The sequence below is a fragment of the Lysinibacillus sp. FSL K6-3209 genome (assembly GCF_037976175.1).
Lineage (GTDB): Bacteria > Bacillota > Bacilli > Bacillales_A > Planococcaceae > Lysinibacillus > Lysinibacillus sphaericus_D.
Window position 1 is genome coordinate 711,581 of sequence record NZ_CP150264.1, and the last position, 12,350, is coordinate 723,930.

Genomic DNA, 12,350 nt, shown 5'->3' on the forward strand with positions numbered 1-12,350 from the left:
TGATGAAACGTAAAATTTGTATTGTAACTGGTACTAGAGCGGAATATGGGTTACTATCAAATCTTGCCAAAAAACTTCAAGAAGATAAAGAATTTGATTTACAAATGGTTGTTACAGGTATGCATTTATCTCCAGAGTTTGGAAGCACTTATAAAGAAATAGAAAATGATGGATTTTTCATCAATGAAAAGATAGAAATTCTTTTATCCGCTGATTCTCCAACCAGCATTGTGAAATCAATGGGACTTGCTACAATTAGTTTTGCAGACGCATTTAATCGTTTACAACCAGATTTACTCATCATTTTAGGTGATCGATTTGAAATGTTAGCAGTAGCTCAAACAGCTCTTATAATGCAAATACCTATTGCTCATATACATGGGGGTGAATGTACATTTGGTGCTTATGATGATGCTATTCGTCACTCCATTACAAAAATGGCAACATGGCACTTTACAAGTACAGAATCCCATCGCAACCGTGTGATTCAATTAGGTGAATCTCCAGAACGTGTTTATAATGTTGGTGCTCTTGGTATAGAAAATATTGTAAATTTAACTCTACTGACACGTCAGGAACTATTTCAAACACTGCAACTAGATGAGCAACGACCTATGTTTTTAATAACCTATCATCCTGAAACGAATGGTCATAATAATGGGGTATACGAATTGTTAAAGACACTGGAAAATTACCCTGATATTAATTTAGTGTTTACGAAATCCAATGCTGATAATGGTGGAAGGTTTATTAATGAGGCAATTCAACAATTTACTTTAAAACACAGCAATGCGAAAATATTCGATTCACTCGGTCAGTTAAAGTATTTAAGTGCAGTGAAGAATGCTGATGTTGTCATTGGGAATTCTTCAAGTGGATTAATTGAAGTACCTTATTTAGAAACACCTACTGTTAATTGTGGAAGTCGTCAGGAAGGGCGTGAGCATCCCAATTCAGTATTTAATACAAATATGGATGCTGAAAATATACTTATTTCCATTGAAAAGGCAAGAACGTTTAGCGATAAGTATGAACATATATTTGGCGATGGAATAGTATCTGAAAAAATAATATCAGTATTACGTAGTTTACCTTCATTTTCTATTCAAAAGGGGTTTTATGATCTATGAAAAATAAAACATATATCATTGCTGAAGCAGGTGTCAATCATAATGGGTCATTAGAAATGGCAAGAGAGCTTGTGATGGTTGCAAAAAAAGCAGGGGCAGACGCGGTAAAATTTCAAACCTTTAAAGCTGAAAATCTAGTTACAAAGAAAGCACAGCAAGCAGCATATCAAGTTGAAAATTTAGGTGAGGCTTCTTCTCAATTTACTATGTTGAAAAAGCTGGAATTAACTTATGAGGAATTTATTGAATTGCAATCATTTTGTGAATTAGAGCAAATAGAATTTCTATCGACACCTTTTGACTTCGAAAGTGTCGATTTTTTGCTAGATAAAATTGCAATTGCTACGGCTAAAATTCCATCAGGAGAATTAACGAATGCTCCATTTATTCATTATATTGCAACAAAACAAAGGCCAATTATTTTATCTACCGGAATGGCAACTATCGAAGAAATACATGAGGCATTAGCTTTTATTTCTTATGGTTTGGCGAAATCTAATGAACCCGTTACGATAGAGCGTGTGAATCAGTTTTATGTTACAGAAGAGGCGAAAGCAGTATTGAAAAAATATGTAACGCTGTTACATTGCACAACACAATATCCAGCGCCTATGGATTCCATTAATTTAAAAGCAATGATTGAAATGGGAAGAATCTTTCAATTACCTATCGGCTTATCAGACCATTCAGAAGGAATCACTATTCCGCTTGTAGCAGTAGGGATGGGGGCAACCGTAATAGAGAAGCATTTTACATTAGATAAAACGTTAGAAGGACCTGATCATATAGCCTCTTTAAACCCTGATGAGCTAATGGCAATGATAAAAGGAATTAGAGAAGTAGAACAGGCATTAGGAGATGGCATAAAAAAACCAACATCTATAGAATTACAAAATCGTATTCCTGCACGAAAGAGCTTAGTTGCTAAAAAAAATATCCAAGCAGGTGAAGTATTCTCTATTAGCAACTTGACTGTTAAAAGACCTGGCGATGGTCTTCAACCTTCAAATTACTGGTCTCTCATTGGTAAAATGGCTTCAAAATCATATGAAGAGGATGAACTAATAGATGAATAAAGGGATTATTATGGTTGGGAATGGGGGACATGCCTCGGTATTAACGGAAATTTTACTTGAACAGAAGCAAACGATTATTGGATTTACTGCACCTACTCTAGAAGAGAATGCTTTTGATTTACCTTATTTAGGAACTGATAAGGTAATAGAAGATTATAATCCATCTGACATTGAACTAGTACTCGCTATCGGGACAATTAAACCGTCCCCATTACGAGAAAAAATCTTCAATATTTTTACGCAAAAAACGTATCATTTTAAATCTGTCATCCATCCTTCAGCCATTATTGCTCCTTCCGTTCAATTAGGTCAAGGTGTTCAAATAATGGCTGGTACTATTATTCAAACGAATACAACAGTTGCCGATAATAGTATTATAAATACTGGTGCGCTGATTGATCATGATTGTCAAATAGGTTCCCATATACATATTGCGCCAGGCACAAAAATATCAGGCAGTGTCCATATAGAAAAAGGAACACACGTCGGAACAGGTGCAACAATTATCCAAGGCATTCATATAGGATCAAATTGTTTAATTGGTGCAGGGGCAGTTGTGGTTAGTAATTTTGCAAATGGCATAAAAGCAGTGGGTGTACCTGCAAAGGAAGTGTAACTATATGAAACAATGGCAAAAAACGCTAGTTAATCAAAATCATACTTTACTAGATACAATGAAAATTATTGATGATTCTTCTCTGCAATTTGCAGTAGTTGTAGATGAAGAACAACATTTGCTTGGAACTGTCACAGATGGAGATATACGCCGTGGTATTTTGCGAGGTGAAGGTCTGGATGTAACTATAACGTCCATTATGAACCCAAATCCAATAAGTGCAAGAAGCGGTCAAAAATATCACAAATATAAGCAAATAATGAAATCAAAAATGCTTAAGCAGTTACCTATTGTAGATGAGAATAATAGAATTATCAATATACTTTTTACGGACAATATTGAAACGACCTTAAATAAAAACACGGTTGTATTAATGCTTGGTGGATTAGGTACAAGGTTGCGACCATTAACGAACGATACACCAAAACCAATGCTTAGAGTTGGGAATAAGCCAATTTTAGAAACAATAATAGAAGGTTTTAAGCAATATGGATATACAAATTTTATTTTTTCTGTCAATTACAAAAAAGAGGTAATCCAGGACTATTTTCAAAATGGGGAAGCATTTGATGTAACGATTGAGTATATTGAAGAAGACAAAAAAATGGGGACTGCTGGAGCACTTTCGTTACTAAAAAGTAGACCGACGAAACCATTTTTTGTGATGAATGGAGATTTGCTTACACAAATTAATTTCGATCAATTGATGCAATTCCATATGGAGCATGACTCTGTTGCCACGATGTGTGTAAGAGAGTTTGAATATCAAATTCCATACGGTGTAATTGAAACGGATGGTACAGATTTGGTAACAATAAGAGAAAAGCCAATTCATCGTAGTTTTGTAAATGCGGGAATTTATGTATTAAATCCTGATGTACTGGACTATATTCCACAGGATGAATTTTATGATATGCCATCTTTGTTTGAAAAATTAATAGAAGAAAATAGTAAAACATCTGTTTTTCCAATTAGAGAATATTGGCTAGATATTGGACAAATGGATGATTTCAATAAAGCAAATAATGAGTTTAAGGAGCTTTTAAATGAAGCCTAAAGTTTTAGCGATTATCCCTGCACGCGGAGGTTCAAAAGGTGTACCGCGAAAAAATATTAAAGTGTTAGCAGGAAAACCATTAATTGCATGGACAATTGAAGAAGCAAAAAAATCCAAATACATTACGCGAACGATACTATCATCAGATAATGAAGAAATCATTCAGATAGCAAAAGAATATGGGTGTGATGTGCCTTTTGTAAGACCAACAGAGCTAGCACAAGATGATACACCAGGTATTACTGCTGTTCTCCATGCACTAGAGCAATGTGAAGGATATGAGTATGTAGTATTATTGCAACCAACTTCACCGTTCCGTACTGTAGAAGATATAGACAATTGTATTGAATATACCATAAACCAACAAGCTAAGTTCTGCGTTTCAGTAACGGAGGCAGAGCAATCACCTTATTGGATGTATACAATAGAAAATGGCAAGATGAAGCCCATTATTGAACAGGATAAGTTAGCTACAAGAAGGCAGGATTTACCGAATGTATACGTTTTAAATGGAGCTATTTATGTAGCGAGAGTAGAAGACATAATAGAGAAAAAAACCTTTTTAACAGAGGAGACAACATCTTTTATTATGTCAAATGACAATTCGTTGGACATTGACACTGTATTAGATTTTGAAATCAGTGAATATTTAATAGGGAAGTCCTAATTGAGGTGAGTAATTTGAAAAAAGTCCTCCTTTTAAAAGGTAGTTCTAATTATAATGTTCTAAGATATTGGATAGATTCACTTGCAAAAGGGTTTGAAAAAATAGGTGTAGAGACAATAATACTGGATACGATTTATTCTAGTAATGAACAAATTATTACAAGTTTGCAAATGGATGTTGATGCTGTTATTTCGTTTAATGGTATATTTACAGACCAGCAAGAAGTTTTGAATCAGGTAGTCAAAGCGCCTTATATCCTTTTACTTATCGACCACCCTATTGATCATCTAGGACGTATCCAAAATTTACGTGATATCGATATCCTAACTTTAATGGACCGGCATGACGTGAATAATTTAGAAACATTCGGACTAAATGTTAAAAATACGTATTTGCTTCCACATGCAGCTATTGAATTATCTATTGAACCGTGTGACAAGAAAATTGATATTTTAGTCAGTGGTTCATATTCAGATATGTCTAATTATAAAGGTTATATTAATGGGCAATCACCAGCAATACGAGCTATTTGTGAAGAAGTTATAGAAAATTGCTTAGCTGATACAAGTAGATACTATATAGAAGAGTTTAAAGAGGCTTTTAAAAAGCGTGATATTATGATTGAATTACGATTAAATGAAACACCTGAGTTTGTGAAGATGGTTCATGAAATTGGTCGTTATGTTTATTCAGTGAATCGTTTAAAAGTAATTATGGCTTTAGCCGATGCCGGTTTTAATGTGGATATTTATGGTAACAACTGGTCTTCTTCTCCCGTAATGAAATACCCAAATGTCCGTCTTCATGAGTCGGTAAATTATTGGCAGACGCAGGAATTAATGAGAAAGTCTAAAATAGTGATGAATTTTCAAGCATTACTGCGTGATGGTACACATGAAAGAATCTTTGCCGGAATGGCGGCAAGATCTGTAGTAGTAACAAATGAAACGCCATACCTAAGAGAATTATTTTTAGCAGATGAAGAAATAATTTTTTATAACTTCAATCATCTCGAGGAAATGGTTGAATCCATTCAGACCATTTTACAAGATGATGGGCGTAGAAAAAAAATTTCTCAAGCAGGATGGCAAGCAGTTAAAGGATCGCATACTTTTGAAGAGCGAGCAAAGATGATTGTTGATATTTTTAATGATGTTAAACTTTCTAATCATATTTAAAGCTAGCTTTTACTTGTATACGATATTTCCAAAGTGTTTTTACTAAACATACAGATGAAATACATAACGAAATTTAAAAAATCGAGAATTCGCTTTCTTATAATTTCAATCTCACCCATAAATACGACTTTTCGTTTGAATTTAACGTAAGGTCGTTTTTTACGAATTAATGAAAATGTTACCAATCATTTTGTTATAAAAGTGAATCTTTCTAAAAAACATCCGATATTAAGTACAAGTTATCTAAAAAGCTTAGGAGGTTGGCATTTATGCGTATTATAGCGCAAGGACAATCAATCGAGGCTATAGCTACTTCAGACAGTACAAAGGTGAAAAGCTCAGAAATGGTAACAAAGCCTACTGTATCTAATAAAGTAGCTTCACAGCCAGTTGCAGAAAAATCAATTATTGCAAGCGACGAGCAAGATATACCAAAAGAAAAGCTGGAACAAGCGATAGATACCGTGAATGAATTTTTACATATCAGTCACAGTTCATCAAAGTTTGTGTTGCATGATGGATTAGATCGTTATTTTGTACAATTAGTAGATACTCAAACGGAAGAGGTCGTTAAGGAAATACCACCGAAAAAGTTATTAGATGCATTTTATGAAATGCAAAAGCTTTTAGGAATGATTGTAGATGAAAAAATATAGGGATTTTTAGGAGGAATATATAATGGTAAACCGAATTGGTGGATTAGCTTCAGGAATGGATATTGATTCATTAGTATCAAAATTAATGGCGGCAGAAAAAATTCCACTCACTAAATTACAACAAAAAAAGCAAACAACTGAATGGACACGAGATGCATATCGTAGCATTAATGCAAAGTTAAAAACATTTGATACTTATATAGCTGATAATTTATTACTAAAGGGCTTCAACAAAAAAACTGCAACGTCATCAAATTCTAACTATGTGTCTGCTACTGCCACTTCGCAAGCATCTGGTTCATTATCTATTGAAGGTGTATCACAATTGGCTTCGGCTGCTCGTGGTGTTAGCGATAAACAAGTGAATGCTACAGGTAATACAACATTACAAGAACTAGGCATTACAGATGGCAAAATTGAGTTAAAGGCAATTCAAGCTAATGGGAAATTAGCAGAGCAAGCGACAACAATTGAATTTGACCCAAATACAACAACGGTTGCTAAGCTTGTTGAAAAAATTAATAGTAGTAATGCGGGTGTAAATGCTTTATTTGAAAACGGCAAACTTTCTATAACAGCAAAAAATACTGGTGATAATAAACTTGGTACAGGAGCTGAAATTACAGTAGAAGCCGGTGCGGATGTTTTCGGTAAACTTGGTTTTAGTTCTCTAGTAGGTGCAACTTCAGGAGATTTGGCTAATAATGGTCAAAATGCTGTTTTACAAGTGAACGGTATTGCAACTGAAAAAAATTCTAATACTTTTTCTATAGCGGGTTACTCTGTAACTTTAAAAGAAACATTTAACGCATCTACTACTATTACTGAAAATTTAAAGGCAGCTAAAGAAGAACGCGATAATGCTCAAATTAGTAAAAATCAGTTACAGAATCTATTAGATACGGCTATCGCTAATTTTGATGCAGTAAAACAACCATATCTAGATAAATTTGATGAAGTATTTAAAAATAGCTTAAATGCTACTGAACAAGAAGCATTTAATCAAATCAATAACAGCGAATTTTTTAAATCACTTACTGCTGCTGAAATGACGCAATTACAAAATCTAACGATTGATCAAAATGCTGATGAGGCAACGATTAAAGCGGCAATCAATAACAGCCCTGATTTTTCACCAGAATTGAAAACGAAACTTGGAAATCTAAGTAAAGATGATTTATTATTGGTGGAAACATTAGATGGGACACAGCTAGTTAAATTCCAAGATGCTGCTAATAAAGATTTATCTTTGAAGACTTATAATTCATTAAATAAGGAATTTTTAAGTGGCTTGTCAGCTTCTGATATTACTACAATTAAAGGTTTTGATTTTTCTAGTAAAGAAACTTTAAATGCTTCAATAGATAGTCTTCCAGATGGAACATTGAAAACAAATTTATCAAAGTTAAGTGATGCCCAAAAACAATCTTTAAAAGATATAAGTGATGTAGACCTTCAGAAATATCAAGAAGTTGCAGTAGTGCAAATTCCTTACGATGAAAAATTAGCATTAAAAGTACAAGCACAAAATAATTTTAATGCTGGCGATGAGCGTTTAAAACAAGCTGAAGCAAATTTAATTGCTGCTCAAGCTGCTGCAGATGCAGAAGTTAGTAAGCCTTCTACTGCACCAAATATACCTCCTGTAACAATGACATCATCTACAGATGTTGATGATATGATGACTAAGATTAAAGAATTTGTTACGACTTATAATGGACTAGTTAAAGATATTAACGAGCAAACAAAAGAGAAGAGATATCGTTCGTATGCTCCTTTAACAGATGAGCAACGAAAAGAAATGTCAGAAAATGAAATTAAGCTTTGGGAAGAAAAAGCAAAGAGTGGCCTTTTACGTAGTGATTCAATGTTGCGAGGTGGATTATCGGATATGCGTGGGTTGGTCTATGAAGCGAATCCTGCAGTATCGAATCCGAATTTTAATACTTTATATAAAATTGGTATTACATCTTCTAAATCATACAATGACGGTGGTACGTTAGAAATTGACGAATTGAAATTACGTAAAGCAATTGAAGAAGATCCGGATGCAGTAACTGCGTTATTTACAAATAAAGGTGATGTAAAAGAAAAAGTAACAGTAAATGGGCAAGAGGTAACAGCTAATACACAAGGATTTTTACTAAAATTACGTAGTTCCATGAAGACTTTTTCTAATGATATTGAGAAAAAAGCCGGACTTGCTTCAAGCGTAGATAATTCTTATACAATCGGGAAAAATCTCGTTGATATGGAAAAACGAATTGATATTTGGAAGACGAAATTAGAAAATATTGAGAGTCGCTATTGGAAACAATTTAGTGCAATGGAGAAAGCAATTAACAAAGCAAATTCACAATCCGGTATGTTCTCACAATTTAGTGGACAGTAGTAATAGTTTTAGTATAATTTAGTTAAAAGGTAATAAAAAGGAGTTGTCTTTGAATGGCAGCACAAACATCAGCCCATAATATTTATAAACAAAATAGTGTTACTACAGCATCACCAGGCGAGCTAACATTAATGCTTTACAATGGTTGTTTAAAGTTCTTAGCGAAGGCTAAACAGGCTATTCAAGAAAAGAAAATTCAAGAAAAAAACACGAATTTATTAAAGGCGCAAGCTATTATAAGCGAATTTATAACAACCTTGAATATGAATGTCGAAATTTCAAAAAATATGCTAGCACTATATGAATATATGAATAGACGCTTGGTTGAAGCAAACATAAAAAATGATATTGCTATTATTGAAGAAGTTGAAGGTTTAGTTACTGAATTCCGAGATACGTGGAAGGAAGTTCTACGTATCAATCGTCAACAACAGTATGGAAATGGAAACCAAGTGTGATGATGGGGCCAGTTGAAAAATTACTTGCGACATCAGCCCAGCTTTATGAACATTTAACTGTTATACCAGATGGCGATGAACGTGATCAATACATTGAAAAAATTGATGAATTTCTAGAAAAACGTGGTCAACTTCTTGAGGAAGTGATGTCTTCTAATAGTGTGTCACTAGATGGACATCAGTTAACACCACATTTAATTAAATTGGATGCAGGTATTCAGGGGCGACTAAAAAAAGTAATGGATACAATTAAAACAGATATGAGAAACTTGCAACAGTCCAAAAAGTCTGAACAAGTCTATTTAAATCCATATAGTAATGTAAGTTCCATAGATGGTAGATACTATGATGGCAAGAAATAATCTAATCGCTTATTTTTGAATGATCCCTTAAGCTTTTTCCTGTATGCCTCTTTAAAATTGAATAATATAGGAATCATTTCATTTGTAATATTTAGTATGGGTTCGGAATTGTACCGAACTCATACTTTTTAATTTTGTTACAATTTGTTCGGATAATCTTTACCATTTACTTTTCAATAATAGTATTCAAATATTTTAAATTCAGCAATTTTCCGATTAATGTATTTAAAAATTATGTAATATTTAAATGGTATTTTATAAACAATGAAACAGAATCATTAAAAGATTGACGGCATGAAACGATATAGTCATAAATTATGCTATCAAACGGTAAAATATGTTACTAATTCCCTCTGGATGGAAATCGTGCATTCGTGTCATAATCAAGCTATCGAAATGTTTGAAAAGTATTGGAGTGGGGAAAATGAAATTTAAACGTCAAGAAGGCTTCCGTTTTAAGTTTGAAGAGCCTGTTAATATGACTTTTGCGATATATGAGAATGGCAAAGTAGACCATGCACAAACGGCTATGGCCGATTTATTAGATATTAGTCCGAGGGGATTAAAAATGTTTACTGAGGTCGATTTAGGTTTCCGTCCGTCTCCGCTTGATTTGCGTTTTGTTTTGGATACAAGAGAAATTCGCGTATACGGAGAGGTCATTTGGAGTCGTCCTTTTGGCAATGGGAAACAATATGGTGTGTTTTTCAATAATCAGGGTGCTGTTGAGGATTTGATTGTTGATGAGCTAAAAGCCCGCCGTAAAAAAGAGGCAGCAGAAGCCAAGATGAAAAAAATCAATTCTTAAAATTTCTTGTGAAAAAAAGAATTATTTTAGAGGAATTTCACACACTTGTGTAGAAATATAAAGTATAGCAGTTATAAAGGAGGAGTTTACATGTTAAACTTTAACATTCGCGGTGAAAATATTGAGGTAACTCCAGCTATTCGAGAGTATGTTGAAAATAAAATCGAAAAAGTTGAACGTTATTTTAACGAAGATGTTAACGCCAATGCTAACGTAAATTTAAAGGTTTACAATGACAAACAAACAAAAGTGGAAGTTACAATTCCAATGAAAAACTTAACACTTCGTGCAGAAGAACGTCATAATGATATGTATGCTGCAATCGATTTAATTGTCGATAAATTAGAACGACAAATTCGCAAACATAAAACTAAAGTAAACCGTAAATTCCGTGAGCGTGAAGGTGCAGGACTTTATTTTGCTACATCACAAGCTGTAGCTGATACAGTAACAGAGGATGACGAGTATTCTATTGTGCGTACAAAACAATTTGATTTAAAACCGATGGATCAAGAAGAAGCGGTGTTACAGATGAATATGTTAGGACATGATTTCTATATTTTCACTGATGCTGAATCAAATGGTACAAACATTGTTTACAAACGTAAAGATGGCAAGTACGGTTTAATCGAAACAACTTAAACATTAAAATAGTAAAAAGAACTCTCGCATTGGCGGGAGTTTTTTTATTAAGATAAAATTAATAAAACTAAGGATGTGTGATGTATGTATAGAGAAATATTAATACCTGAATATTTAACGAAGTTTTCATGTATAGGTGCTTCATGTGAAGATACTTGTTGCGCCGGTTGGAAAGTCGCTGTTGATAAAACAACCTTTCAAAAATATCGTAATATTAGTAAACCAGGGATTAAAGAAGAATTAAAAAAATACATAACTAGAGAGCGTTCAAATCCATCTGATTTTTCTTATGGGAAAATTAAAATGACTGAAAATAATGTATGTACCATGCTGACTGAAGATGGTTGGTGCAAAATACAGGCAGAACTTGGTGAAGAGTTTTTGTGTCATACATGTTCGGTATATCCAAGAATAGTAAAGGAAGTTGATAATCGTCTTGAGAAAAGTTTGACACCTTCATGTCCCGAGGCAGCACGTTTAATGTTACTTAATGAGACAGGCATTAATTTTATCATTGATGAAGAGCAAACCAAAAAAAATATACTAGTTGATGCGAAACTAGATTCCAAAGAAAAGCCACATTTTTGGGAATTAAGAATGTTTACAATCGAAATGTTACAAAATCGTAAGCAATCTTTAGATGTGCGATTAATAGTTATTGGCATGTTTTTTCAAAAAATAAGCGAAATACCAATTAAGGATTGGGCAATACAATTAGAACCTATAATGACTCGATATAAAAATATTCTAAATGATGATGAGCAAATTCAATTATTATTAAATTTACCAGAAAATCTATCATTTCAAATGAATATGGCAAAAGAACTTTTGAGTTATCGTTTAATGGGCGGCATTTCGAGCCAACGTTATTTGGACTGTGTCAATGATATGATAAATTCCTTACAGCTAAATGATGAAACAGATATTAATGATTCTATTTTATTGTATAAAAGGTTTTATGCCGAATATTATGCTCCATTCATGAGAGAGCACGAATATATACTTGAAAATTATGCTGTAAATTATGTATTTAAAAATTTATTTCCATTTGATCAGCCTAATTTATTTGAGAGTTTTGTTATGTTATCAGTAAATATTTCAATCATTAAGCTTCATTTAATTGGAATGGCAGGGCATCATAAAGGATTGACTACTGAGTTGGTCATTAAACTAATTCAATCCTATGCTAAAACGATTGAACATGATTTAGCTTATTTACAAAATGTTCGCGAAATGCTTAACGAGAGCGGTTATTCAACGATGGCTCATATGATTGTTTTATTAAAGAGTTAGTTAATATAAAGAAAA

13 protein-coding genes are annotated in these 12,350 nt (G+C 33.3%); all 13 read left to right on the forward strand.

Features of this window, described 5'->3' with window-relative positions; all coding sequences use genetic code 11:
* Positions 1-2: 2 nt before the first annotated feature.
* The 13 genes from neuC to fliB all read left to right on the forward strand — a co-directional run bounded on the left by neuC (position 3) and on the right by fliB (position 12,335).
* Positions 3-1,130, forward strand: coding sequence for a UDP-N-acetylglucosamine 2-epimerase (gene neuC / locus MHH88_RS03375; RefSeq protein WP_339262983.1), 1,128 nt, complete (start codon positions 3-5; stop codon positions 1,128-1,130).
* Positions 1,127-2,206 (forward strand): N-acetylneuraminate synthase, encoded by a 1,080-nt coding sequence (neuB, locus tag MHH88_RS03380; protein ID WP_339261583.1) that lies wholly within the window; start codon positions 1,127-1,129, stop codon positions 2,204-2,206. The genes neuC and neuB overlap by 4 nt, the downstream gene beginning before the upstream one ends.
* Positions 2,199-2,822, forward strand: a complete 624-nt coding sequence (locus MHH88_RS03385; protein ID WP_339261584.1) for an acetyltransferase — start codon at positions 2,199-2,201, stop codon at positions 2,820-2,822. Before neuB ends, MHH88_RS03385 begins: the two co-directional genes overlap by 8 nt.
* A 4-nt stretch (positions 2,823-2,826) precedes the next feature.
* On the forward strand, positions 2,827-3,879 hold the full coding sequence (locus MHH88_RS03390) for a nucleotidyltransferase family protein (protein WP_339261585.1): 1,053 nt from the start codon (positions 2,827-2,829) through the stop codon (positions 3,877-3,879).
* Complete coding sequence (locus tag MHH88_RS03395) at positions 3,869-4,546, forward strand: acylneuraminate cytidylyltransferase family protein (protein ID WP_339261586.1); 678 nt, start codon at positions 3,869-3,871, stop codon at positions 4,544-4,546. Before MHH88_RS03390 ends, MHH88_RS03395 begins: the two co-directional genes overlap by 11 nt.
* A 5-nt stretch (positions 4,547-4,551) precedes the next feature.
* Entirely contained in the window at positions 4,552-5,724 is a 1,173-nt protein-coding gene (locus tag MHH88_RS03400; protein ID WP_339261587.1) for a glycosyltransferase, read from the forward strand.
* Between the two features lie 269 nt (positions 5,725-5,993).
* A complete protein-coding gene (locus MHH88_RS03405; protein ID WP_069510639.1) occupies positions 5,994-6,380 on the forward strand; it encodes a flagellar protein FlaG in 387 nt (128 codons plus the stop codon).
* A gap of 22 nt (positions 6,381-6,402) precedes the next feature.
* The gene (fliD, locus tag MHH88_RS03410; RefSeq protein WP_339261588.1) at positions 6,403-8,772 is read left to right on the forward strand and encodes a flagellar filament capping protein FliD; all 2,370 of its coding nucleotides are present in this window, start codon (positions 6,403-6,405) and stop codon (positions 8,770-8,772) included.
* Positions 8,773-8,825: 53 nt separating this feature from the next.
* Positions 8,826-9,230, forward strand: a complete 405-nt coding sequence (gene fliS / locus MHH88_RS03415) for a flagellar export chaperone FliS (protein ID WP_069510635.1) — start codon at positions 8,826-8,828, stop codon at positions 9,228-9,230.
* On the forward strand, positions 9,170-9,592 hold the full coding sequence (locus tag MHH88_RS03420; protein WP_339261589.1) for a flagellar protein FliT: 423 nt from the start codon (positions 9,170-9,172) through the stop codon (positions 9,590-9,592). The genes fliS and MHH88_RS03420 overlap by 61 nt, the downstream gene beginning before the upstream one ends.
* Positions 9,593-10,016: 424 nt before the next feature.
* Complete coding sequence (locus MHH88_RS03425) at positions 10,017-10,400, forward strand: PilZ domain-containing protein (protein WP_069510633.1); 384 nt, start codon at positions 10,017-10,019, stop codon at positions 10,398-10,400.
* A 90-nt stretch (positions 10,401-10,490) separates the two neighbouring features.
* Entirely contained in the window at positions 10,491-11,042 is a 552-nt protein-coding gene (gene raiA / locus MHH88_RS03430) for a ribosome-associated translation inhibitor RaiA (protein ID WP_069510631.1), read from the forward strand.
* Between the two features lie 84 nt (positions 11,043-11,126).
* A complete protein-coding gene (gene fliB / locus MHH88_RS03435; protein WP_339261590.1) occupies positions 11,127-12,335 on the forward strand; it encodes a flagellin lysine-N-methylase in 1,209 nt (402 codons plus the stop codon).
* Positions 12,336-12,350: the final 15 nt, after the last annotated feature.